The following is a 25780-nucleotide window of genomic DNA, read 5'->3' as shown; positions in this document are numbered from 1 at the left end:
CTTTCGCCTGACTCGCCACGACGCTACCGTATGCTGTCCGCATGCCGTCCGCGCGTATCCGAACACGGCGCTCCCACACTGCATCCGACATGACGACCCAGCAGCCATTGTCTCCCATGCAGCAGCTGCACGACGCGATGCGGCGATGCGACGCCGACGCAGTACGCTTGCTCTTCGCTCAGCACGCGGAGTTCCGGCCGTTCATCAACGCACCGGTGTTTCCGTTCGACGCGCCGGCCATCGTCGCGAATGCCGGCAACCTGGCCATGGTGGAGGTGCTGCTCGAGCTCGGGGCCGACCCCAATGCGCGCAGCGCGTGGTGGGCCGGCCCATTTCACGCCTTACACGTGGCCACGGGCGCGGCCGCTGAACGACTGCTTGCGGCGGGTGCCATTCCCGATGCCTGTGCAGCGGCCCATCTCGACAACGCGGACCTGCTCGCCACGATGATCTCCGCCGACCCAGCGTGCGTGCATGAGCGCGGCGGCGATGGACAAACCCCATTGCACTTCGCGCGATCCCGCCGTGTGATCGATCTGCTGCTCAATGCGGACGCTGACATCGATGTGCGCGACGTGGATCACCGCGCCACGCCGGCCGAATGGATGCTCGATCGCTCGCGCGACGCGGGGCGCTACGCGCTGGCGCAGTATCTCGTGGAGCGCGGTGCCCACACCGACATCTTCATGACGGCGGCGCTGGGGCTCACGGATCGCGCCGTGGCGTTGCTGCACGAGCATCCCGCCCTGTTGGACGAGCAGACGAGTCGCGGCGCCTACGCCGAGAGGCCGCCGAGCAGCTTTCACATGTACTTCTGGACCATCGGCAGCAATCGTTCGCCGTTGGAGGTTGCCGCACAGTTCGGGCACGACGACACGCTGGCCGCGATGCGGTCGTTCGCCACGCCGGTGCAGCGGCTTCGCCTGGCCTGTCGTCGCACGGATGTCGAGGCGGCACGTGCGCTGGTGCGCGAGCATTCGGATCTGGTGGCGTCACTCGAGGCGCTGGACCATCGGGCCATTACTGATGCCGCGTGGGACGGCGACGCGCCGGCGGTGGAACTGATGCTGGAGTTAGGCTTCGACCCGTCCACGCCGGGACACGACTCGGGCACCGCCCTGCACTGTGCGTCGTGGCGAGGTTCGGCCGACTGCGTAGCGGCGATTTTGCGTGTGCCGGCCGGACGCGCCCTTGTCACCTCGCGGGACGCGCATCATCACGGCACGCCGCTAGGCTGGTGTCGCCACGGGGCTGAGAACGGCCCACGCAATGGCGACTTCGCGGCGGTGGAACGGTTGTTGTTGGAGTGCGGCGCGTCCGAGTGAGCGGCGCTCGACTGCGCCGCCACTCAGGTCACGCGAAGTATCCCCCGCTCCCGATATCTTCCACCAGCCCAGGTCCGTGGGGCATCCAAGACAGCGACGACCGTGTGTGCACACTCGACGTGGGGTTGTGAATCGCGGCGAAGCCGGCAAACCACCCGAAATGCGCTTCAGCGTCTCTCGCGGGAAGGCTTCGCACTGGCACACCGAGTCCGTCGCCGATCGCGCGGGCAATCTCCCGCATTTCGACGCCCTCCTCGCCAACGCCGTGCCAGCGCGAACCGGCGGCCGCACCGTCGAGCGCGAGCCGGAATAGGCGCGCCACATCGGCGCGATGCACCGCGGGCCATTGGTTCGTGCCGTCGTCTACATAGGCAGCAAATCCCGCGCGACGTGCGACGTCGATCAGAATCGGCACGAAACCATGGTCACCGGTTCCGTGCACCGACGGGGGCAGCCGAACGACACTTGAGCGCACACCACGACTGGCCGCCTCGAGCACGGCATGCTCGGACGGTGCTCGCAGCGCCGCCGCCGCGCCCGGCGTGGGCATGTCGTGCTCGGTACCCGTGCGCGGACCGGCCAGGACGGTGGTGGCCGACGTGGAGACAAACGCTTTGCCTGTTCCTTCGAGCGCGCTCACGATCGCGTCAACGGCGCGCCGATCGTCCTGCGCGGCTACATCGCGCCCAATGGACCAGTCGTGATTGAAGGCGGTGTGAATGACACCGTCGCAGGCCTGCGCGCCGGCGGCGAGACTCGCGAGATCGGTCACGTCGCCGCGATGAACCGCGGCGCCGAGGTGCTCGACGGCGCGCGCGGATGCCTCGCTGCGCGCAAGGCCAAGTACGTCGTGGCCCGCACTCGTGAGTTCGCGAACAATGGCACTGCCGATGAAGCCGTTGGCCCCGGTAACGAAGACCCGCATGTATACTTACTCCCGCTATGGGTGACATCGCCTGACGTTGAGCAGCGTGGCATGGTTCGCGATGTGCGCGCACAATCGTGTGTCGCACGGATCCGGCAAAGCCGGGAGCGTATACGGGTATGACGGCTAACAGCTTATTGGATCCGGCCACATCGCTCGGTGCGTTTCTGCGCGACCGCCGTGGGCGGGTGATGCCAGCCGCAAGTCCGACCGCACGACGGCGCCGCACGCCGGGATTGCGGCGCGAAGAGGTTGCCACGCGAGCCGGCGTGAGCGTGACGTGGTACACCTGGCTCGAGCAGGGACGCGGCGGCCCACCGTCGGACGAGGTGCTCGAACGTCTGGCACATGCGCTCGAACTCGACGCGGCCGCGCGCGAATTGCTCTTCTTGCTGGCGCGTCACCGTCCGCCGCCACGCGCGAGTACCGCTGATCGGTACGAGGCGCCGACGGTGTCCTCCGCCGTCCAGCGCGTGCTGGAGGCGATGCGCGCGAGTCCGGCGATCGTAAAGACGCCCACGTGGGATATCGTGGCGTGGAACGCCGCTGCCGCCACTGTGCTCACCGATTACGAGTTGCTACCGGTCAGTGAACGCAACGTGCTGCGTCGGCTGTTCAGTGAGCCGGCGGACCAGCCGCGTTGGGATGGCTGGGAATCCGACGCGCGCTTCGCGCTGGCGGCCTTTCGCCTCGATGCGACTCGCGCCGGCCAGATTCCGGACGCGGTGCCGATTGCCCGCGAGCTGCTGACGACGAGCGCCGACTTTCGCCGCCTCTGGGCGGAGAACGACGTGCGCAGCAGCTGGACGGGGCTGAAGCGTTTCGTGCATCCGATCGCCGGCCCAATCGCGCTCGAATACTCGACGTTCGCGGTCGATGGTGCCGATGGCCTGAGCATGGTGGTGTTCACACCCTGCTCGGCCGACGACGAACACGCCATCGCGTCGCTACGGCGCTGACCGCGCGGATCTCCGGAGCGTGCGATAGAGCGACTCCAACCGCCCGGTGAGCACGCGGATATCCCAATCGTTGGCGACGATGCGACGCCCGGCGCGGCCCATGCGCGCACGTAGCGCTGTGTCAGCCGCCAGCCGAGACACGCGATCGGTGAGCGCGTGTACGTCGCCCTCGTCGACCAAATATCCCGACACGTCGTCCTGCACCAACTCCGGAATGCCGCTATGTCGCGTGCTTACGACGGGGAGCGCGCTGGCCATCGCTTCCATTATCGCGACCGGGACGCCTTCGATGTCGCCATCGGCCGCTGTTCGGCTGGGTGATAGGAACACGTGAGACGATTGCATCAACGCCCGCACCTCGTGACGGTGCCGCGCTCCGATAAAGCGGATCGCGCCGTTTGACGAGAGTTCAGCAGCCAGCGCTTCCAACGACACGCGAAGCGGTCCATCACCCGCGATCACGAACTCATACTCGCACTGGAGCTGCGACACGGCGCGAATGGCATCCTCGATACCCTTTTTCTCGACCAGTCGAGCCACCAACAGCAATCGCAGGATACGCACCGGCTCGGGATCAGTACCGCGCGGTTGAAACTCCTCGAGATCGACACCCATGCGATGCACGACCAGGCGGTCTATCGGACAGCCAAGCGCGGCCAAGGTGTCGTTCCAGCGCGCACTGATCGGCAGAAACAGATCGCCACTCTCGAACAACGCATCGTAGTGCGTGTCGGCAAACCGCTTCGGATAGTTGATGATGTCCTCGCCGTGCAGCGCGGTTGCGATGGGCCCCGACAACGCGCCGATTGCTCTGAGCTGCACCGCCTTGCGGCCAAGCGCGCCGAAGTGGCACTGGATCACATCGAAGGTCGCGTCATCGCCCATCCATTGCGCCGCCCAGAGCAGTCTGAGCGAGGCCGCGTCACGACCATGGCGCAGCACATCCAGCGCGCGCCAGTGCGAGCGCGTACCCGACCACAGCCTCCACAGCGCCGAAAAACGGCTCCAGATGCTGACTGGCAGCTGCTCGTAGCGCGTGAGCGCCAGCAGTCCGTACTCTTCGACGGCCGAGTGTACGCGAGCGTCGGTACCACGTCGCTCAGAAAAGATCCGCACCGTATGACCACGATCGATGAGGGTCGTGATCTGATCGAGGATGAACGTCTCGGAGAGCGCTGGAAACTGGCCGATCAAAAAGGCGATTCTCACGGGACGGCCCGGTGCAGCACACTCTTCTTCAGCGTCCACCAGAGCGGACGCGCGAGCAGCGGTGATGACAGCAGCTGCGGCGCGGTCCCGAGGGCCTGCAGCTGTCGCGTGGTCGCCACCGCAAAGTCGCCACGCGCGCGCGCCTGCTCGGCTTGAGTCACGAGCGTCGCGGCGCGACGGATCCGTCGCCCTTCCACCTGCTGGCTAACCGGGAGCGACTCCACAAAGCGGTCGAAGATGAACTGGCGTTCGGCCTCGATGTCGGCGCCCTTGGGCATTTGATTGGGGTGCTGACGGTATTCCAGCACCACATCGGGGACGAGACACACCAACCCACGTCGCGACACATCGAGCCACAGTTGGCGGTCCTGCGTGGCGCGCAGATCTACGTCGAATCCGCCGATCTCGCGCACGACGCTGGTACGAAACAGATTCTGACCCGAATTCGACCACCATCCAAACAACACCTCGCGCCATATGCTGCGCACCGAGGGGCGGGCGGGTCGGTACACGCGCGACGAGTTGCCATCTTCGTGAAACAGGCGGCACGCGCCACTCGCCGCCAAGGCCGCCGGCGTCGCCCGCAGCGCCGCGCACAACAGGTCGAGCGCATTGCCGCGCAACAGATCATCATCATCGAGGAACATGCAGAACTCGCCACGAGCGAGCGCCAACCCAGCGTTTTTGGCGCCGGATGATCCCGCTGAGACGGCGAGCCGGATGGAACGGCAACGCGGATCGTCAACAGACCGCAGGTACGTCGGTGTCTCGTCGATGGAGCCATCGTCCACGATGATCAACTCCCAGTCCGTTCGGTTCTGCTCGAGTACGGTCGCTATCGTTTCGGGCAAGAGCTGCCGACGGTTGCGCGTGGGGATGACAATCGACACGAGCGTCACCGGCGGGCCCCCGCGTGCACGGCCAGCCTTTCGAAGTGTGCGAGAAACGTGTCGACGGTATGGGTGGCGCGAACCCACTCTCGGCCACGTCGGCCCAGCTCTGCGCGCAGTTCCGCATGGTCGAGCAACTGTTGCAGACCAGCGGTGAAGGCATCGAGTGACTCCATCCCTGATCCATCGAACCGTCCGGTGAAAATGCCGTATCGCGACACGGTGAATCCGGTGTCGACGCAACTCAGCAGCGGCGTTTCGCAGGCCAGCGCCTCGAGAAAGCTCACCGCTAACCCCTCGTGCACCGACGTGTTGATCGCCACCCATGCTGCCGACAGCAGGCGCTGCTTCTCCGCTTCACCGACATGACCGAGCAGCCGCACGTTGGGCGGAAGATCACGCAGCGAAAAGGCCCCCGCACCGCTGAAGTGCGACTGACCGAGAAACTGGAAGTCAACGTCAGGGAAGCGCGTGGCGAGCGCACTGAAGATCCACGGGCGTTTGTACGGATCGAGACGGGCAAGGAATACCACCGTGGGGCGTTCGCTCTTCACGCGCACCACCGGGTCGAAGCGCAGCGGATTGGGCAGGAGATGAAAGTCCCACGGCTCGAATCCGTACGCGCCCGAGAGTTTCGTGACCAGCAAGGGCGTCGGGGTGGCGAGCAGCAGCTTCCGCCGCAACAGCGTCGACTCTCGTGCAATGCGGGCCAGCGATCGACCGTCGTGACTCATCAACCCTTGCGGCGGTTCTGTCGGCGCGTCGGGGAGCCGCACGGCGTTGATCCGCGCGGCGTCCGCTGGCGTGCGCGGATCACGCACCCACACGATGACCGGCGTGCGCGGCAACGAGCGCAGGTACACGCTGTAGCCGTGGTTGTAGTCGATCGTGAGCATGAGGTCGAAACGCTCACGCTGCATGGCCGCCATGTTCGCGAGCCGAGTCGGACGTCGAAGTATCACGCGCGAGCCATGTACCATGGCCTCGGTGCGTGTGTTATCGGCCAGATGTTCACCGGCCACATACACGACGTCGACGCCGAGCGCCGGATCTCCATTGAAGATCTCGCCAACCTGGCGTGCCGCCCATCCAAACCCACCGAGGCGACCGAGTGACGCGTCGAAGAACTCGTCGGTGATGACCCCGAGTTTGAGGCGCCGACTACGCATGCGGCACAAGCGGTTGAGCGGTCGGCCAATATTCACGCAGCTCGCGGCGACCACCTCGGGTGAGACACCAACCGGCGGCGTACACGAGGGCGAACACGATGGCGTTGCGCGGCAGCGTCCAGGGCGACATCGCATACTGCCGATCCAACCAGACCGACGTCAGTACCGCGAGGCCGCTCGCCGCCAACGGTCGCGCCGCCGTGGCGAGTAAGGAGCTCCACCGCACAAAGGTGCCATGGCAGGTGAACATCAGCGTCGGCACGAGCAGCAACACACGGCTGATACTGAAGGCGTACGCCACGCCGACGGCGCCGCCGGACAGTCCGAGCGTGAACGACACGATGGTGAGCATCGTCGTGCCTGCGGCCCACCACAGCTGGCGCCTCGCGCGACCGAGCGAGAGGAAGATCCAGCCCATCGCCGTCGTCACACTCATGCAGGCGGCCGCCGGGGCAAGCGCGCGCGCGATGTCGACGGTGGGTCTCCACTGAGGCCCGAGCACGTATTCCACGACGGCAGTTGCGTTCCACCACAGAAACACGGTGGCCGGCAGCACGAGGCCCGTCGAGACCAAGAGCGCTTTCCGCAGAAAAAGGCGGTACGGCTCGGGGTCACGCTGCAGTCGACTGAGCGTGGCGTGCGCGACGCCAGCCAGCGGCGTGCCGATCTGATTCACCGGCAGTAGCAGAAACTCGTAGGCCTTGCTGTAGAAGCCGAGAGCGGCGGGACCGAGGGCCAAGCCGACGATGAGATTATCGGCACGAAAATTCAGATAGCCGAGCAGTTCGAAGGCCATCATCACGCCGCCGAAGCGCAACAGCGGTGCGAGAGTGACGTGTCGGTCGGGCCACCGCACGCGCACGCGCGACACCACCACCACCAGCGTTGACAGCACGACTTCGCGCACCAGCTGAAACACCACGAGCGCCCACACGCCGGCGCCGCTACGCGCGGCGGCGATGGCGAGCGCACCAGCCGCCAGGAGAGCGCTGATCTCGCACGTGGCAAGCGCAGCGAACCGCAGCTCGCGTTTGAGCAGGGCGGCGTGCTGGGCGGACAGGCCGCCCACCAGGAAGCCGATCGCGAGCGCACTGATGACGGCGGCCAATTGCGGCTCACCGTAGAGATGGCCGGCGAGCGGCGCGACCGCGAGCAGCGCCAGCGTGAGGAGCAGCCCCAGCGCCGCATTGAACCACACGAGGGTGTTCAGCTGCGCGGACGTGAGCGACTCGCTCTGGATTACCGGCACGACCAGTCCGCCCTGTCGGGCGAAGTCCAGAAATCCGGTGATCGCGAAGGCGACGCCGTAGATCCCAAAATCACTTGGGGCCAGCAGGCGTGCAAGCGTGACGGTGACCCCGAGACTGATGGTGAAGCTTCCGAACTGCGACGTAAAGGCTGCCGCGGTCGAACGGATCACGCGCCTGCGTCGCGCACTCACTCCAGCCCGATTTTCCGACGAATCTCCGCGTTCGGTCCTTCGAATTTCGGGATCGCCACGTTGCCGATGTAGCCGAGGTCTTTCCAGCCCTGCGGTGTGGTGTAGAACGCCGTCGCCGTCTGGTCTCGAATCGTGTCGAAGAACTGCGCGGCGAACTGATGCTCCGGTTTGGCCTTCGGCAGGTAGCAGATGTCGTCGCAGATCGCGGTGCGCTGGGCGTTGGTGGCGAGATGGAATCGCTTGCCGAAGCGCGTGTTCGATTCACGATCGAGCCACGCCAGCCCGCCGCGCACGCGCACGAGCGATGCGTCGCCGCCGGGACGGCTGGCCCATTCGTTGATGTACGCTGGCGCGCCGACCGTCGACGCCGCCGGGCTCTTGCCATCGGCCGGGATGATCATGTCGCACAGCGCGGTGAGTGTGGCCAGTTCGCGCAGCTGCAGGCGCATGGGCCAGTCGGCCTTGGCCACCTGCAGCACGGGATCACTGGGCGTGCCGCGCGGGCCTTTGCGCTTGGCTTGTTGCGCGTCGTCGAGCATCGGCAGCGGTGTGCGCGGCACGGGTGCGGCCGGTGTGGCCGACGACGGCGTGGGCAGCATGGGTACCATGGCCGCCGCGGCCATCGCCTTCAGCGCATCGCGCCGCGCGATGCCGTGCACAACCGGCGTTTCGTCGTTCACGTCGTCGCTCATCAGAGATTCCCCCGCTTCAGTTCTTCCACGAGATGGTCGCAGCTGCGCCACGCGAGCGCGAGGATTGACAGCGTGGGGTTTTTGTCGGCGTTCGACACGAACGTCGCTCCGTCGGTGACGTACAGATTCTTCACATCCCACGACTGACCGAACTCGTTGAGCACCGACGTTTTCGGATCGCTGCCCATGCGCACCGTCCCGACTTCGTGGATGATCGACCCACCGGCCGCGATCGCCTTGTTGCCGTCGGTCTGCACCGTGCCCTGCACCGTGCCGCCCATCTTGCCGATGATCTCGGCGAACGTGGCGTGCATGTGCGCCGCCTGCTGAATTTCATGCTCCGACCACTTCCAGTGGAAACGCAGTACCGGAATGCCCCACTGGTCGACCGCGACGGGATCGATCTCGCAATACGAGTCTTCGTTCGGAATCATCTCGCCACGGCCGTCGAAGTACATGAACGAGCCGTAGTAGCGACGCGCTTCTTCCTTGAACTTCTTGCCGTACGCACCCTGCGTGAAACTTTCGAGGCCACCGAAGATGCCGGGACCGGGCATGCCGCGACCGCCGCCGAATTCGATGTGGTACCCGCGCGCGAACGACATCTTGCCGGCCTTCTGGTCGCCGTACTTCCACCACGGCATGTACATGTGAATGCCGGCCGTGCCGTCTTCATTCACCGGCGGCAAGCTTTCGAGCCTTGGGATCTGGGCCGACAGTCCGGCGCCCACGGTGTCCATGAGATACTTGCCGACCACGCCGCTGCTGTTGGCGATGCCGTTCGGGAACATCGTGCTCTTGGAATTCAACATGATGCGCGACGTTTCGCAGGCACTGGCGGCCAGCACGACGACCTTCGCCGTCACGTGCTGATCAGCGCGCGTGAGCTTGTCGATGTAATGCACGCCAGTCGCCTTGCCCTGCGCATCGAGCGTCACGTCGCGCACCATGGCATCGGTGATCAACGTGACGTTGCCGGTGGCCATCGCTGGCGGCAGCAGCACCGTGGTGCTCTGGAAGTTCGCCTTGATGGAGCAGCCGCGGCCACAGTCGGTGGCGTAGAAGCAGGCCATGCGATCGTTCATGCTCTTGCGCAGCACGCGCTGCGCCAGCGCATTGCCGGGGTGCAGCCTGGCCGGCAAACGCATCGCGTCCTGTCGCTGCGTGAGCACGGCGCGGTGCGCGGGGATCACGGGAATCTTGAGCGGATCACACGCCTGCTTGGCCAGCAGCTCATACGAGCGCGCGGCCGGCGGCGGCTGCAATACGCCGGGTGAGGAGCGCGGCGTGTTCTCCAAGTCGTCGTCACCGCCGTACACGCCGATGAGCAGTTCCGTCTTGTCGTAGTACGGCGCCATCGTGTCGTACGTCATCGGCCAGTCGGCACCGAGCCCGTCGCGCGACTTGGGCTTGAAGTCGTACGGGCCCATACGCAGGGAGATACGCCCCCAGTGATTGGTGCGTCCGCCCAGCATGCGCGAACGCCACCAGCTGAACTGGCTCCCCGGTGCCGTCGTGAACGGCTCGCCAGGCACGCGCCAGCCGCCGTCGACCGTGGCATCGTAGAAACCGAACGGCTTGTCCGCGTTACCGCTGCCACGCAGGGGGGCGTCTTTCGGCGTCTGGAACATGGGCGTTTCGGTGACCGGGTCGTAGTCCCGCCCCGCTTCCAGCAGCAGCACCTTGAGCCCCTGTACCGACAGCTGGTAGGCGGCCATGCCACCACCGGCGCCGGAGCCGACCACGATGACATCGTACTGCGGGGCAACTTTGGAACGGGAGGACACAAGCACACTCCTCTACGGGCGGGATGCAGGGGTGCACCGGTGCACCCGCTGCCAAGCTAGCGTGCGGACAGTCGACTCGTCGCCTTCGCCGGGAAGTATGGCGGCGGCATCATCTTCTCCGCCACCCGTGCGGCAGAGCCCACGTCGAATTGACCTGTCTGCCACAGGCTCCGATATTCGCGTTCCCACCTACCGAGTATTTCGCTCGCACTGGCGGCACGTCGTTCATCATGCCACCGGCACCTCGTGAGTCTCAACGGCACGTCTCGCGCCCTTCGCTCGTTCCCGCCGTTGGGCGGATTGATCACGTGTTCCTTGCCGCTGCTGCTGTCGCTCGCGCTCTTAGGCGCGTGGCGTGATGCGCGCGCGCAGTCGCCCGCGTCGACGCGGCAAATCGGGACGGATCGCTATCGCGAACGCGTCTGGACCTCCGAGCATGGTCTGCCGGCGAACTCCGTGTCCGGCATCGTACAGACGTCCGACGGATTTCTGTGGGTGGCCACATTTGCGGGACTGTCCCGCTTCGACGGTGTCCGCTTCGAAACACGCACCAGCCGCGACACGCCCGGTCTGCGCAACGATCGCATCGTCGCCTTGCTCCCTGATCCCGACGGATTCTGGACAGTCACCGACGCCGGCGATCTGTCGCGATTTGCCGACGGTGCGTTCGTCGCGCTCGAGCCGCCCGCCGGCGGATGGGGAAGCCGTCCCACCGCCGTCGTCCGCGATCGCGATGGCAGCGTGTGGGTGGGCATGGCCGGACAGGTTGTGCATCTCGCGGGGCGCACGACCCGACGCTTCGATGCGGCGGCTGGATTCCCGAGCGCGCGCGTCACCGATCTCACGCGCGACGCCGACGGCACCATGCTGGCGGCGACGTCGGCCGGCATCGTCATCCTCGGCGAATCAACGGTCAGACTTGTTCCGGTGGGCACCGACCCGGCCCGCGCCGGCGTGGCCCGATTTGCTCCGCGTCGGGCCGGCGGATTCTGGGTCGTGGGCGAGACGGGCACGCACATCTGGGAGCGCGGTGCGCTTCGCCCGCTGAACGTGCGCGGCGAACAGCCGGCGTTACGTGGCACCAGTGCGGCCGAAGAACGCGACGGCACTCTCTGGATGGGCACTGCCAACCGCGGCGTCGTGCGCTGGAAAGGTGGGGTCGCCGAATCGGTGTGGCCTGAGGCACCGCCCAGCCCCGACGGCCGCACCCGCGCGCTCCTGGTCGATCGCGAGGGGAACGTCTGGGCCGCGCCCAATGGACGGGGCTTGATTCAGTGGAGTCCTGTTCGCGTTCGCAGCCTCACGCAGCGCGACGGCCTGTATCGGGACGACATCTGGTCGGTGGTGCAGGACCGCGCCGGCCATGTCTGGATTTCCGACTGGCGCCTGCAGCGATGGAGCGATGGTCGCTTGACCACGATCGGCGGTCTCGATGGCGTGTCGGCGCTGCATCCTGACCGCGACGGCACACTCTGGGTAGCCCACCTGCTTGGCGTGACGCGCTTCGAGAACGGCGGTGACGCAACCGAACGCCGAACGACATTTGCGTTCGACAGCGCGGACCTCAACGCCGTACGCGCCGTCTTCCGCGATCGCGATTCACGGCTGCTGTTGGGTCGGACGAGCGGTGTGGCCGAACTGCGCAACGGGAAACCGGTCGATCTGCTGGCCGGACGCCTCCGTGATCTCCGCAATGTCAGTTCGATCCGGCAATCCCGCGATGGCGCACTCTGGTTCGGAACCGCCGGTGCACTTGTGCGCGTGCAGGGCGACAGCATCGCGCGCTTTACGACGGCCGATGGATTGGGGCATGACGTGGTTCGCGATGTCCATGAGGACCAACGCGCCGAGGCCCGCGGTACGCTCTGGATCGCGACCTACGGCGGCGGCATCACGCGACGTCGCGATGGTCGGTTTGCGCGCATCACCACGGCCAACGGATTGGCCGACGACTTCGTCTCACGTCTCATCGACGATGGCGCCGGATCGCTCTGGACGACGGGCAATCGCGGAGTGTCGCGTCTGCGATTGTCGGAGCTCGACTCGGTCGCGGATGGCACGCTGCGCCTGCTCCATCCACAGTCGTTCGGCAGCGCCGACGGCATGCCGAGCGACGAAACCGAAGGCTGGATTCAATGGGCCGGTTGGCAGATGCGCGACAGCACGATCTGGGTGCCTACAATCAAAGGACTCGCCATCTTCGATCCGCGGGTGCGAAGCGCCGTCGCGCTGCCGGTGGTAGTGACCGAGGTACGTGTCAACGATGAGCCGCTGTCCTTCGCGTCGCGGACATCACCGACGGTCCGCACCCTCGCCGGCGGGGGAGATCTCGAGTTCATGTACACGGCGCCGTCGTTCACGAATCCGACGAAGGTGCGATTCCGCTACCGCCTCGAGGGTCTTGAAGACACGTGGGTGGACGCCGGTGCACGACGTGCGGCACGCTATCCGAAGCTTGCACCCGGCCAGTACACATTCCGTGTGCAAGCAATCAGCCCCGAGGGCGTCGCCAGCGCTGAGACGGCGTCGGTCCTCGTCGAGGTACCGTATCGCTGGTATCAGCGACCGGCCACGTGGTTGTTTGCACTGCTGCTGGCCGTTTGTGCGACAGTGGTTGCCGTGCGCGCGCGCCTTCGCACACTGCATGCGCGCCTTGCCAGAGAACGGGAGGTCGCCGCGCGCCTGTCCGCGGTTGACCGCCTGAAGGACGAGCTCCTGACCAATGTGTCGCACGAGCTACGCACGCCGCTCAACGGCATTATCGGACTCGCTGATGCGCTGTTCGCGGGCGTCCACGGCACAACATCGCCGACGATGTCGGAGGATCTCGCGCTGATCGCCAGCAGCGGCAAGCGTCTCGCCCGGCTGGTGGATGACATTCTCGATCTCTCGCGTCTCCGCCATGGCGACCTTGTGCTGCAGCGCGGTGCGATCGACGTGCGGACGGTGGGCGGCACCGTGCTCGCGCTGATGCGACCGCTCGCCGCTGCGAAGCGGCTGACACTCACGCTCGACGTGAGCGCCGATTTGCCGCGCGCACACGCCGACGAAGGACGACTGCAGCAAGTCCTGCTGAATCTCGTGGGCAACGCCATCAAGTTCACCACCCAAGGCACCGTTCGCTTGGAGGCCGTGCACGCCAACGGGCTGATCACGGTGAGCATCATCGATACGGGCATCGGTCTCAGCAGCGAGGCGCAGTCGCGAATCGTGGCGCCGCATGTGAATGGCCAGTCGCCGATCGGGCCCACGAGCACGGGACTGGGCCTCGGGCTCGCCATTTGCCGGCGTCTCGTCGAAGCGCACGGCGGCACGCTCGCGCTGGAGTCAGTGCCCGGACAGGGCGCCCGCTTCTCGTTCACGCTGCCCATCGCCGATCTCACGGCGGTGGCCGAGGTGCCGGATCATCGGACAGCGCCACCGATGCGCTCACTCGTCGACGCGGTCGCGGTCGCGGACGCAGTCGCGGTCGAGCCGACGCGATCGGCACTCGCGTTGAACAGCGGCCCCTGCATCCTTGTAGTCGATGATGATCCGATCAACCTCCGCGTGTTGCGCAACCTGCTGACACCGGAAGGCTATCGCATCGAGACGGCCGGCGACGGCCGATCGGCCGTGGCCGCGATCCGGGAGCGCTCCGATCTGCCGGCCCTACTGCTACTGGACGTGATGCTTCCCGACATCGACGGCCTCAGCGTGTGCCAACAGCTGCGCGAAGACTTCGCGATTGAGTCGCTGCCGATCATTCTGATCACGGCGCGTCATGAAGTGCAGGACCTGGTGGCCGGACTCGCCGCCGGTGCCAATGATTTCCTGGCCAAGCCCGTCTCCCGCGATGAGCTGCTCACGCGTGTGCGCACGCACTTGCGACTCGCTGCGGCCAACAGCGCGTTGCGCGAGGCGCGCGCCGGGCTCGAAGGTCAGGTACGCGAGCGCACGGCTCGCCTGGATGAAAGCAATGGGTTGCTGCTCGAAGCGAACACGCAGCTCGGTCACGTGAACGGCGCGTTGCAACGCGCCAACACCGATATGCGGGGGCTATTGGATCAGCTGCGCACCGGCGCGCTCTCCATCGCGGCTGATGGCATGGTGGTCTTCGCCTCTCGCACGGCTGAGTCCATTCTCGAACTCAGCGAAGGCGGCGCCGAAGGGCGACGCTGGCGTGACCTGCTGCAGGTCGATATCGCCGATCGCGCGGCCTTACTCGCCCTCGTGGCGTCACCACCGTCGCGCGATGAGCGACTGGCCACGCGCCTGACGACGGGCACCGGTCGGCGCTATTGGGTGGAGATCGAATGCCGCGACGACCCGCAGCGCCCCGGTGGCCGTCTACTGTACCTGTACGACGTCACCGATGTGTACGACGTGCCTGCGTCGACGCTCCCGGCGCGCCTCGATGGCTTGATCGGCGCGAGCCTGCCGATGCAGGTGCTGATGAAGGAGATCCGCGACATCGCAAGTTTCGATACCACGGTCCTCGTTGAGGGGGAGACCGGCTCCGGCAAGGAGCTGGTCGCGCAGGCGATTCACCACGCGAGTCGGCGTGCCCGTAAACCGTTCATTGCCGTGAACTGTGCGGGGCTTACCGAGTCGATTTTGTCGAGCCAGCTGTTCGGTCATCGCCGTGGCGCCTTCACCGGCGCGATCGCCGATCAGGTTGGCCTGGTGGAAGCCGCGCACGGCGGCACGCTCTTTCTCGACGAGATCGGCGACATCTCGCTGGGCGTACAGGCATCGCTCCTGCGCGTATTGCAGGAGCGTGAGGTCGTTCGTCTGGGCGAAACGCGTGCGCGACCTGTCGACCTGCGCATCATCGCCGCCACCCACCGTGACCTCGCCAGTCGGGTCGCGCAGGGTGCGCTGCGGGAGGATTTCCTCTATCGCATCCGGGGGGTGCGGGTGGTGGTACCGCCGCTGCGCGCCCGCGCCGAAGATGTGCCGATGCTGGTGGCCGATCACTTACGCCGCGTCTCCGGGTCAGCCGAACGCACGATAGAGATCAGCAGCGAAGCGATGGAGTTTCTCGGGGAATACGCGTGGCCGGGCAACGTGCGGGAGTTGCGGGCGGCGCTCGAGCACGCGGCCGTCAAATGTCGCGGCGACGTCATCAGGCCCAGCGATCTGCCGGTGGAGATTACCGGTCCGTCGCCGTGGTCCGTGGCACGCGAGATTCCGGCCGCACCCGACGCGCGGCAACAGTTGATCGACGCACTCGCGCGCACGAATGGCAACCGGGCGGCGGCGGCGCGCCTGCTCAACATTAGTCGACCGACGCTGTACGCACGTCTGCGTTCACTCGACCTGATCGGCGACTGAACATCGCGGTGTCAAACCACCAGGTCGTACAGCGTCGTCTTACAGCTTTGCCTTACACATTGCTTTACACTTTGACAGCATTCGCGTAAGCCGAGCTCGGCCATTGAGAGCCGACCGGCTCGTCGCAATCCATTGCAACGTATGGGATTACTCCGCCGACCGCAGCCTTGGCTACGGTCGGTCTTTGCTTTGCCATATCAGATGTCCGGGTGACCATCCGGACTCCGCCGGACGGCCCCGTGTGCACTTCGCCCCCCACGACCAGGCCGACATGCATTCGGAGTTATGCGACGCCGCCGGACGTGGCGATGTGCGGGTCATGCGCCGCCTGCTGGCCGACGGCGCGGATCCCGATGTGGCAACCGCCGACGGCAACCGCGCCCTGATGTACGCCGCCATCGTCGGCAGTGCCGACGCGATTGCGCTGTTGTTGGACGCCGGCGCGGCGGTGAACGCTCGATCCGGAGACGGCTCGAGCGCGTTGATGAAGGCCGCGCTCTGGGGACACCCGGCAGCCGTAGCCACCCTGCTCGCTCACGGGGCTGATGCCACCCTCCAGGACACTGGACGGTGGACGGCGCTCTCGCTCGCGCTTCAGCAGGCACACAGCGAAGTGATCACCCTGCTCACCATTCATATCCACGGAGTGTTGCATGTCGAGAAATAGTCGACCCTTCCACCGTTCGAGCGCCGCTTTCAGCCGTCAGTTGGGCGTTGCTGCGCTTTCCGTACTTCTCAGCGGTGCGATGGCTGCCTGCGGCAGTTCGGGAGACCCCACAACGCAACCCTGCGCGGTATCGAGCGTGCGCGTTTCTCCGGAAACGAGTACGGTGACCGCGGGTGAAACGCGGCAGTTCACCGCGACGTTCAATGCCACCAACTGCAGTCCGACGCCGACCGTGCAGTGGAGTAGCAGCGTGCAAAGCGTGGCGACGGTGAGTGCGACCGGACTCGTCACGACACTTGCCCCCGGCCGCACCAGCATCCTCGCATCGGCCCTCGGCGAGATCGCCGTCGGTGCGCTGACCGTGTCGGCGCCGTCGATCGCCACGATCAGCCTGACGCCAGCGACCGCGACCCTCACCGTGGGCTCCAGCGCTCCACTGGCGGCCGTCGTGCGCGACAATGCTGGCAACGTGTTGACCGGGCGTATCCTCAGCTGGAGCAGCCTGTCCCCGGGCGTCGCCAGTGTCTCGCAGGGCGGCGTGGTCACAGCGGTTAGTGCCGGTACTGCCACCATCAGCGTGACGTCGGAGGGACGTAGCGCAACCGCCGCGGTCACGGTCACGCCGGTGCCAGTGAGCAGCATCGTGCTCACGCCGGCGGCAGGCACCGTACAGCCGGGCAGCCAGCTTCCGCTCACAGCGACGGTTCGCGACGCCGCTGGAAACGTCCTTAGTAATCGCACCGTGGTATGGAGCTCCGGTACGCCGACCCTCGCCTCTGTGAGCACGACGGGCGTGGTCACCGGTATCGCGCCTGGAGCCGTGATCATCACCGCCACGTCCGAGGGAGTCAGCGCTACGGTCGCGATCACCGTGACGTCGGTTCCGGTGAACAGCATCGCGATCACTCCGGCCTCGGGTACGGTTCTTGTGGCCACGTTTCTGCAGCTGACCGCAACGCTGCGCGACGCGAGCAACAATGTGCTCACGGGGCGAACGGTCACCTGGACTTCGAGCATGCCAGATCGCGCCACCGTGAGTTCGGGCGGCTACGTGGTCGGCGTGACTACTGGGCCGGTGACGATCACGGCGACCTCGGAAGGAAAGTCAGCGACGGCGAGCCTCACCGTGAATCCCCTCATCACGTCGGTTGAGGTCACGCCCAATCTCAAACAGCTGCTGATCGGCGCGACGCTCACACCAACCGTCGTGGCACGGAACGCAGGCGGGACAGCGATCGCTGGACGCGCGGTGACGTGGTCATCAGTCAATCCCGCCATCGCGTCGGTGAACGCGACCACTGGGGTGATCACGGCGGTCTCCGCCGGCTCGGTGAACATTCAGGCGACGGTCGACGGTGTGGTCGGCGCAATGGTCGTCAGGGTCATACGGGTGGACGAAGGGGATCGCTTCGCGTACGCGTGGGTCGAACGGTTGAATGAGGCGATTGGCGTTTCGTATGTTCCCAGCAGCAACTATCGGAAGAATGTGACGGGCGGATCGATCACCGCCACGCGCACGGCAACCGGCACATACGAGGTCCTCTTCGAGCGCCTCGCAAAGTTCGGCAAGAGCACCTTCCGCGAGAATGTCTTTGTCACGCCCTACGCCAACGACGGACGGACGTGCAACGTGACCACTTGGTCCGACGTCGGTGACGACCTGCGAGCGAGCGTCTTTTGCGTCAGTCTCACCACTGCTCAAGCAGTGAACACTGCGTTCAACATCGTCGTGCTTGGCTCGGGTACGCTCGGTGGCTACCTGGCCTTCTTCTCCAACAGCTCGGCGTCGGCGAGTGCGGCGGCCCTGGCCGGCTACTCCTTCGCGTCGCTGGGTGGAGTCCAGGTCAGCTCTCGCCTCGGGACCGGGCGCTACGCGGTGAACATGGGACAGGAAACGGGGGAGGGAACCGCATCGATCGTTTCCGCCATCACGCCCCGCACATCGTGCCATGTCCAGAACAGGAGCGTACCCAACATCACCAATGTGTACTGCACGATCACCGATAACCCGCTGTTCATCGACGCGCAATTCAATACGATGACGATTTCCCGTGGTCGCACGGGCGCTCGCTGGGGCTGGGTCAACGCCGATCAGCCGGACTCGCCACTCGGTTTCGTCTACTCTCCGAGCGCAGCGAACAAGGCGCAATCGAATAACAGCAACACCTTCGTGGTACACAACTCGACCGGGAACTACACCGTCACCTTCACCAATCTGGCGCGCCCGGATATCGACGGCCGCGAGATCGTCCTCGTTGGCGCGAACGGCAACGCGCCCGTGACCTGCGCGGTGGGAAGCTGGGCCGGGGAGGGGTCCCACCTTACCGTCAACGTCCACTGCCACAGTATGCAGACGCAGAACGTCGCCAACGCCGCGTTCAGCGTGATCGTACTCGAATAGGCAGACGGGGGCAGCGCCGCGCCGTCGGCTCGGCGCTGTCAGCTCGGCGCTGCCCCACTCTGCACCAACGCCGCGATGATCCGGGCATGTTCCGGCTTGGGTTCATGCTCGGCCGACCACACGGCCGTATCGAGGGCCGTACCGCCGTACATGCTCAGCGCGGTCAAGGACGCCCCACGCGACAGCAGCAACTCGACCACCGCCAGCTGTCCACGATTCGCCGCCCAGTGCAGGGCATTCATGCCCGTGCCGGTGCCGGCCTCAGGATCGACGCCGAGGTCGAGCAGATAGCGCGCGACGTCGACTTCCCCCAGCCAGCAGGCCGTGGTGAGCGCTTCGGCCAGCGCCTGTGGCTCCGCGGCGAACGCCCCGGCGCTCACCCACTGCACGATGGCACTCGAGTGCGCGTCGCCGTTGCGGGTGGCGAAGACCGGCGTCAGCGCCGTGCAATCGCCGTTCAGCAATCCTTGAACGACGGCGTCGAAGGTCCAAACCGCTCGCGTGTTCATGGCGCTGGCGCGCTCATGGCGTAGCTTCAGAGTCTTGCATAATAGAAATGTAATTCTATTTTGCAAGCATGGTCAAGCGGTCACTGCTCTCCGAACTTCGACGGCGTCTCGCCCGCTCTCCGGCGGTCGCGTTGGTCGGGCCGCGCCAGTGCGGCAAGACCACCTTGGCGCAGACGCTCGGTGGCGCGTACTACGACCTCGAGCAGGAATCCGAGCGGCTGCGCCTCGACCTGGAGTGGGCAGCACGTACAACGGGACGCGCGCGGATCATCCTCGACGAAGCACAGGCGTGGCCAGAGGTCTTTGCGCGCGTGCGTGGCGCCATCGACCAGGATCGCAAGCGACATGGACGCTTCCTGTTGCTCGGCTCCGTCGCCCCGGCCCTCGCCGCACACGCGTCCGAGTCGCTCACCGGCCGATTGTCCACAATCGAACTCACCCCGCTGCGTTGGAGTGAACTGGCGCGCACTCGGCGCGCGTCGCATTGGCTGCGAGGAGGCTTCCCGGACGGTGGCATCCTGGCACCTCAGGCGTTTCCCGAATGGCAGCACGACTATCTCGCCCTCGTGGTCCAGCGCGATCTGCCGGCGTGGGGACTGCCGGCCAAGCCGCAAGTGACCGGCCGGCTGCTTCGGCTCTTGGCCGCCGTCCATGGACAGCTCTGGAATGCGTCGCGTATCGGCCAGAGCCTCGGTCTATCGTACCACACCGTCAACAGCTACCTCGATTTTCTCGTCGGGGCATTTTTGATCCGACGGCTGCCGCCCTTCGAGGCCGACCTCGGAAAGCGACTCGTGCGAAGCCCCAAGCTCTACTGGCGGGACTCCGGCCTGCTGCACGCACTGCTCAACGTGCCGGACGAGCACACGCTGCTGAACCAACCATGGGTTGGCGCCAGTTGGGAAGGGTATGTGATCGAGCAGATCATCGGTGAGCTTGCTGCGCACGGCAAACGTGTCGAGCCATACTTTTTTCGAACGAGCGACGGGCACGAGATCGACCTCGTGCTCGACTTCGGCAAGGAGCGCTGGGCCATTGAGGTGAAGCTGTCGGCCTCACCGACGACCGCCGATATGGATCGTCTCGACCGCACCGCCGACATGATCGGTGCGACACGTCGCTACCTCGTCTCGCAAACGCCACGTTCGGTCGGCACGGACGTGCGCGCGTCATGCAACCTCTCAGGGCTCATGGAGCGCCTCGCGTAGCCAATTCGTACACGTGCCGGTACTCCCACGCGGTAGCACCCGGCGCGCGGAATTCCTTGAGCTTGCGCACCGCCGCCATGCCCAGTGTCCACGTGTAGCGAAACTCGACCGGCAGGTTGTTGTCCATCCCGCGGCCGAGCAACACGAGTTCCGTGCCGTCTTTGGTTTCACGCCGTGACGCGATGGTGAGCGTGTCCTGTGCGCCACCCGGCGCACCCTCGATGAGCCGATCGCCGTCGATCCGCACCACGTCGGTCGAGTAGATCGTCTTGCCCGGACCGTCGTCGTAGACGGTGCGCACGCGAAACGCATCACTGCCGCCGATGGGCGACACATGCTGCACGGTGGGCAAGGTCACCATGCGGCCGTTGCCGTAGTCGCGATACGTGAGGCTGCCTCGCATCAGGCCCACGGTGCGATGCAGGAGCGCCTCATTCACCACGGACCACGGCGCTGATTGCGCCACGAGCAGCGCGCGATCGCGATTGGCCCGCAGGTCATCGATCGACTCCGTGGCATCGATGTCAGGGAACACGCCCATGCCGGCGATGAATGGCGCGTGCACGTCGGTGCGCTTGAGGGGAATGCGCACCCGCGCGCCGCTCGCGGGCAACCGCAGAAATAGAATCTGGCCCGCCGTCGGCCCCTCGGCGCTTCCGCCCGTCTCCTCGCCCACCAAGCGAATGCGGCCGCTGCGCGCGCCCGCCTGCTGAAGCACCGCCACGAGCATCGTCGTGGCCGAGCTGACCTGCCGACTCGTGAGCACGGAAATGCGACCAGCGAACGCGCCCGGTGCCGGGGTGAGCGTCGGGGTCGCGAACCGCTCGGCGTACCAGCCATCGTCGCGACGGGTGAACGCCAGTGAGTCTGGCGCGAAGAGCGCCTTCGGATCGCTCCACGTCTCGAACGCGGCGCGCAGTTCCGGCGCCACGTTGATCGTGCGCCGACGCACCGCGCTGAGCGGTGTCACGGGCTCCGCAATGAGATGACGCACGAGGCCCCACGCCGCGTCGTCCGAGCCACCGCCGTTGTCGCGCAGATCTACGACCAGGTGCCTCACGCCGCGCGCGCGAACGGCGTCGAAGAGCGCGCCATACAGCGAATCGACCGACACCGGCGTGCGGTAATTCACGAAGCTGCGCACGGTGAGCAGTGCGGTCGAATCATCGAGGGCGCGCCACGAGGTCCCGGTGCGGAAGTCGACCGTCTCGGCGTCGCCAAGCGCCTGCCACGCCGCGTACGTGATCGGGGCGCGGGTGACGGTGCTCGTGGCCCCGGCCGCGTTCAAGAGGGTCAGAGTCCATGAACGGGCGAACCCGAACTCGAACGGCCAATAGTGATCGAGGTCGTTACCCATGAGATCCCCGTCCGACTCCAGGCGGGCGGTGCGCACGAAGTCGGTGAAGCCGTCAACCGCGACGTAGCGGGAGAGGCGCGCGATCACGTCCGTGGCGGCGATGCCGTTGATGGCGCGGATCTCGGTGCCGCGCGCCAGTCCGGCCCCGGTCTTTACGAAGATCCGGTCGCCAAGTATCCGGACCCGAACCGGCAAGAACGTGGGTTGGGTGGTGCGATACTGATAGATGGAGCGCGGCAGCTCGGCCTTGGTGTGATCGCACCGCATCTGCGCCAGGAGCAGCGCGACGTCATGGTAGAAGTCCATGTCGGTCATGGGCTGCGCGGCGCGGCGTTCAAGGCGCGCGAACGCACTATCAAGGACTCTCCGCGGCGTGTAGCGATCCCACCCGGCATGCACCTCATTCAGGGCGCGGCGTAGCAGCGCGATGTCGGCGGCCAGCTCGGCCGGCGCCAGCGTACGCGGCACGTAGGCCACTGCGGCGGGCGGAGTATCTGAGGGCTCGGACTGGGCGGACGCGAGCGACACGGCGGACGCCGCGGCAACTGCGGCGATGATGAGAGCGCGGGACAGCGTTGACACGAACGACAGGAACGACGCGAACGACATGCGGACTCCGGTATGGGGACGACGCGAATCTCCTCAGACCGCGTGCGACCCGCGTCGCCAAGTACACGAACGGCGCTGATTTATGGAGTTTGAGACGTCGCGGCGTGGGCCGAGCGCTTGAATTCGGTCGGAGTGACCGATGCGACGCGCTTGAAGACGCGGTTGAACGACGCCTTGGAGTTGAAGCCAGCCTCGAGGGCAATCGTGAGGATGTCGCGATCGGCGTTCGCGGCGCGCAATTCGACTTGCACCGCTTCGACCCGGATCCGGTTGATGAACTCGTTGAAGTTCACGCCGAGCCCCTCATTGAGGGCGCGGGAGAGATAGGTGGTGTTAGTGGCCAGCAGACGGGCGAGCCGCGGGGCGGTGAGATCCGGGTCTCGCCACCACCCACTGGCGCGCACCTCGGCGTCAACGCGTTGCCCCATCTCGCGCCAATCGGCCTGCCGTTCGGCGTTCGGGAGGGCGGCCATGGCCTCGGTCGGGGCCGTGGGCACCAGCTGGGGTTCGGGCTCGGCCAGCCCTTCCGGTCGCGGATACATGAGGCCGGCGCTGCGAAGCCCGCCGAGCCCAAGGCCGTAGACCAGCAGCGAGAACCAGAGGTAGAGCGGCAGGCGGTCGAAGTAGGTGAAACCACCAACCGCCGCTTCGTACACGGTCTGCGACACCCAGATGGCGGCGGTCACGCTACAGGCGATGAGAAAGCGTCGGGGCCAGTCGAGCCGGTACTCCTCACGGTTGGAGAGGGCCGTATCGAGCCAGTGCTGGTAGCGCGCCTGCGTGCGCCAGGCGAGAGCCAGGTAGACGACGAGGGCCACGAAGGACCACGCCGTCTCGATCGGCACGACGTACGGCACATGCGCGACCGAATCCCAGTGGTTCTTGAAGTCCAGCGGCTGCACGAACACCGCGGTGTAGTATGCCCCCTGCACGACCGCGGGAAGCAGGTGCCACCCCCAGCGTTGCGGCAGCGCGCCGATGCAGATCACGTGCATGTACAGCCAGATCACCGCCCCGAGCGCGAGGGACCACTCGTACGGCATGAACGACAGCCACGGCCACGTGTCGTAGAACCCGGCGAAGCCGATGATGTAGGGCAGCACCCGCAAGGCCACGATCGTGACGAGCAACGCCAGCAGACGATTCGCGGTGCGATTGGCCGATGCGCGCCACAACAGCGCCGCGAGTACGAGCCCGTGCGCGGTGCCGATGCTGAGCAGAATGCTGTTGCGACCGAAGGAGATCATGCTGACTGCAATTGCGTAATTGGAGCGGAGGGGCAACTTAGGCAGACGAGACACATGTCATCCCGCTCCAGTATCCGGAGACCACGCCTGATGCACGGTTCATGTTCGTCACTTCCAATCGCTCGCCGAATTGCTGTCGCGATCACGGCGCTTCTCAGCGTAGCCGGTACCGCACTGCAGGCGCAAACCCCAGTGCATCCCCTCGACCAGCTTTCGGCCAAGGAGCACTGGGCCATCTACGACGCGCTGCAGGCATCGGGCAAACTCGACTCCACCTTCCGCCTGCTGTACGAGGGGCTCAAGGAACCCGTGAAGAGCGCCGTGCTGGCGTGGCAGCCCGGGCAGCCGCTCGCGCGTGAAGCGACGGTGCATCTCACCCAGGGCAAGTTCGGCTACGAGGCGGTGGTGGATGTCACGGGCAAGAAGCTGGTGTCATGGACGCAGCTGCCCGGTAAGCAGTTCATGACCAGCGGCCCCGAGTCCGAGGCGGCGGAAGGCGTGGCCTTGAAGGACCCGCGGGTGAAAGCGGCGCTGCGCCAACGCGGCGTGACCGACTTCACGCATGTGTCATGCGGCCCGGCCAACAACGGCTACTTCGATCTGCCCGAGGAGCGCAACGCGCGTGTGTTGCACGTGACGTGCGACGACGAACGCGGTCGCATCTCCGGCTACGGTGAGTCGTTCAGCGGGTTCGTGGTGGTGGTGGATCTCACCAACGAGAAAGTGCTGCGCATCGTGGACGTGGCCAGCGCGCGCAGCGGACTGCCCGACGGTCATTCGCCCGAGGAGATCGGCCCTACGCGCGCGCCCGTGAATGCCGTGACGATGGTGCAACCGAAAGGAGCGACGTACACCCTGAACGGACACGAAGTGTCGTGGCAGAACTGGAAGTTCCACTTCCGCATGGATATGCGCCGCGGGCTCGTGGTGTCGCGCGTACGCTATGTCGATGCCGGCAAGGAGCGCTCGGTGATGTATCAAGGCTCCTTGTCGGAGCTGTTCGTGCCGTACATGGACCCCTCCGATCCGTGGAACTACCAGGGCTACTTCGACCTCGGCACGTACCCGTTCGCCTTCGGTGGCATCGCCAGCTCGCTCGAGCCCGGCGTGGAATGTCCGGAGTACGCGACGTACTTCCACAGCTATGTGGTGACGGCGAAAGGCGCGCCGCGCGAGCGTCAGCGCACCGCGTGCTTGTTCGAGCGCAACACCGGCGACGTGGCATGGCGGCACACGCGCGCCGCCGGGAGCGTGAACGAAGCGCGGCCGCGCACCGACCTCGTGTTGCGCATGTACATGAACGCCGGTAATTACGACTACCTGTTCGACTGGGTGCTGAGCCAAGACGGCGCGATCACGGTGAACCTGGGCGCGACCGGCATGGACCAGGTGAAAGCCGCATCGGGAACCCCGAAGGACAACGACTACGGGCGGATGATCGCCAACAAGCTCGTGGGCGTGAACCACAGCCATTTCTTCTCATTCCGCCTCGACATGGATGTGGACGGCACGCAGAACTCCCTCCTCGTCGACAAGTTACAGACGACGACGCTGCCCAAGGAGAATCCGCGCCGCAGCATCTGGACGGTCAACACAACCACGGCGCAGACCGAGAAGGATGGCATGCGCATGTCGGCCATGAATGCGCCGGAAGTGTGGCGCATTGTGAATCCGGCGGTGAACAACGCGTTCGGCTGGCCGGTGGGCTACGAAATCGAAGGACATGGCGCGATGTCGCTGATGACGCCCGACGACTACATGCGCCAACGCGCCGGGTTTGTGGATCACACGCTGTGGACCACACCGTACGCGCCGGCTGAGCTATATGCGAGCGGTGACTATCCCACCAACAGCGTAGCCGGTGACGGACTCACGAAATGGACGTCGGCCAATCGCGCCATCGCCAACACCGACGTGGTCACCTGGCTCACCCTTGGCTTCCACCATGTGCCGCGTCCGGAAGACTGGCCAGTGATGCCGGTGGCGTGGCACAGCTTTGCCATCAAGCCCGTCGGCTTCTTCGGCCGCAGTCCGTCAATCGATATTCCGCGGCAGCGCTGACCGAACTG

At 65.9% G+C, this 25780-nt stretch carries 17 protein-coding genes; 7 read left to right on the top strand and 10 right to left on the bottom strand.

Annotated features, from left to right (window positions below):
* The first annotated feature begins 89 nt into the window (after positions 1–89).
* Positions 90–1325, top strand: coding sequence for an ankyrin repeat domain-containing protein (locus RMP10_RS15305; RefSeq protein WP_310571062.1), 1236 nt, complete (start codon positions 90–92; stop codon positions 1323–1325).
* 28 nt (positions 1326–1353) lie between these two features.
* On the opposite strand, the gene RMP10_RS15300 is transcribed toward RMP10_RS15305, so the two are convergent.
* On the bottom strand, positions 1354–2250 hold the full coding sequence (locus RMP10_RS15300) for an SDR family oxidoreductase (RefSeq protein ID WP_310571061.1): 897 nt from the start codon (positions 2248–2250) through the stop codon (positions 1354–1356).
* 119 nt (positions 2251–2369) lie between these two features.
* Here RMP10_RS15300 and RMP10_RS15295 point away from each other — a divergent pair, with 119 nt between their 5' ends.
* Entirely contained in the window at positions 2370–3209 is an 840-nt protein-coding gene (locus tag RMP10_RS15295; protein WP_310571060.1) for a helix-turn-helix transcriptional regulator, read from the top strand.
* Here the strand turns inward: RMP10_RS15295 and RMP10_RS15290 are convergent.
* Genes RMP10_RS15290 through RMP10_RS15265 form a run of 6 tightly spaced genes read right to left on the bottom strand, consistent with a single transcriptional unit; the run spans position 3198 to position 10397 of the window.
* Positions 3198–4418, bottom strand: a complete 1221-nt coding sequence (locus RMP10_RS15290; RefSeq protein ID WP_310571059.1) for a glycosyltransferase — start codon at positions 4416–4418, stop codon at positions 3198–3200. The two genes, RMP10_RS15295 and RMP10_RS15290, sit on opposite strands and share 12 nt — an antisense overlap.
* Positions 4415–5308 (bottom strand): glycosyltransferase, encoded by an 894-nt coding sequence (locus RMP10_RS15285; RefSeq protein ID WP_310571058.1) that lies wholly within the window; start codon positions 5306–5308, stop codon positions 4415–4417. The genes RMP10_RS15290 and RMP10_RS15285 overlap by 4 nt, the downstream gene beginning before the upstream one ends.
* 5 nt (positions 5309–5313) lie before the next feature.
* Positions 5314–6477: a glycosyltransferase family 4 protein gene (locus RMP10_RS15280; protein WP_310571057.1), complete on the bottom strand. Its 1164-nt coding sequence runs from the start codon at positions 6475–6477 to the stop codon at positions 5314–5316.
* A complete protein-coding gene (locus RMP10_RS15275; protein ID WP_310571056.1) occupies positions 6470–7897 on the bottom strand; it encodes a lipopolysaccharide biosynthesis protein in 1428 nt (475 codons plus the stop codon). The genes RMP10_RS15280 and RMP10_RS15275 overlap by 8 nt, the downstream gene beginning before the upstream one ends.
* Before the next feature lie 17 nt (positions 7898–7914).
* Positions 7915–8610 carry a gluconate 2-dehydrogenase subunit 3 family protein gene (locus RMP10_RS15270; protein WP_309670886.1) on the bottom strand — a complete coding sequence of 232 codons (696 nt, stop codon included), beginning with the start codon at positions 8608–8610 and terminating at the stop codon, positions 7915–7917.
* Complete coding sequence (locus tag RMP10_RS15265) at positions 8610–10397, bottom strand: GMC family oxidoreductase (protein WP_310571055.1); 1788 nt, start codon at positions 10395–10397, stop codon at positions 8610–8612. The genes RMP10_RS15270 and RMP10_RS15265 overlap by 1 nt, the downstream gene beginning before the upstream one ends.
* A 246-nt stretch (positions 10398–10643) precedes the next feature.
* On the opposite strand from RMP10_RS15265, the gene RMP10_RS15260 reads away from it, so the two are divergent.
* From RMP10_RS15260 to RMP10_RS15250, 3 genes are all read left to right on the top strand, one after another.
* Positions 10644–15713 carry a sigma 54-interacting transcriptional regulator gene (locus RMP10_RS15260; RefSeq protein WP_310571054.1) on the top strand — a complete coding sequence of 1690 codons (5070 nt, stop codon included), beginning with the start codon at positions 10644–10646 and terminating at the stop codon, positions 15711–15713.
* A 271-nt stretch (positions 15714–15984) separates the two neighbouring features.
* Positions 15985–16380 (top strand): ankyrin repeat domain-containing protein, encoded by a 396-nt coding sequence (locus RMP10_RS15255; RefSeq protein WP_310571053.1) that lies wholly within the window; start codon positions 15985–15987, stop codon positions 16378–16380.
* 136 nt (positions 16381–16516) lie between these two features.
* Positions 16517–18781, top strand: coding sequence for an Ig-like domain-containing protein (locus RMP10_RS15250; protein ID WP_310571052.1), 2265 nt, complete (start codon positions 16517–16519; stop codon positions 18779–18781).
* A 38-nt stretch (positions 18782–18819) separates the two neighbouring features.
* Here RMP10_RS15250 and RMP10_RS15245 read toward each other — a convergent pair whose 3' ends face one another.
* Positions 18820–19290: an ankyrin repeat domain-containing protein gene (locus RMP10_RS15245; RefSeq protein ID WP_310571051.1), complete on the bottom strand. Its 471-nt coding sequence runs from the start codon at positions 19288–19290 to the stop codon at positions 18820–18822.
* 68 nt (positions 19291–19358) lie between these two features.
* Here RMP10_RS15245 and RMP10_RS15240 point away from each other — a divergent pair, with 68 nt between their 5' ends.
* A complete protein-coding gene (locus tag RMP10_RS15240) occupies positions 19359–20498 on the top strand; it encodes an ATP-binding protein (RefSeq protein ID WP_310571050.1) in 1140 nt (379 codons plus the stop codon).
* Here the strand turns inward: RMP10_RS15240 and RMP10_RS15235 are convergent.
* Both RMP10_RS15235 and RMP10_RS15230 read right to left on the bottom strand, forming a co-directional pair.
* Positions 20479–22464: a S41 family peptidase gene (locus RMP10_RS15235; protein WP_310571049.1), complete on the bottom strand. Its 1986-nt coding sequence runs from the start codon at positions 22462–22464 to the stop codon at positions 20479–20481. The two genes, RMP10_RS15240 and RMP10_RS15235, sit on opposite strands and share 20 nt — an antisense overlap.
* A gap of 80 nt (positions 22465–22544) precedes the next feature.
* A complete protein-coding gene (locus RMP10_RS15230) occupies positions 22545–23711 on the bottom strand; it encodes a helix-turn-helix domain-containing protein (protein ID WP_310571048.1) in 1167 nt (388 codons plus the stop codon).
* Between the two features lie 192 nt (positions 23712–23903).
* On the opposite strand from RMP10_RS15230, the gene RMP10_RS15225 reads away from it, so the two are divergent.
* Complete coding sequence (locus RMP10_RS15225) at positions 23904–25772, top strand: hypothetical protein (protein WP_310571047.1); 1869 nt, start codon at positions 23904–23906, stop codon at positions 25770–25772.
* The last annotated feature ends 8 nt before the right edge of the window (positions 25773–25780 follow it).

Origin of the sequence: Gemmatimonas sp. (genome assembly GCF_031426495.1) — a bacterium.
GTDB lineage: Bacteria > Gemmatimonadota > Gemmatimonadetes > Gemmatimonadales > Gemmatimonadaceae > Gemmatimonas.
Note: the sequence above shows the minus strand (reverse complement) of the source record. Positions and strands in the feature narration are given on the sequence as shown.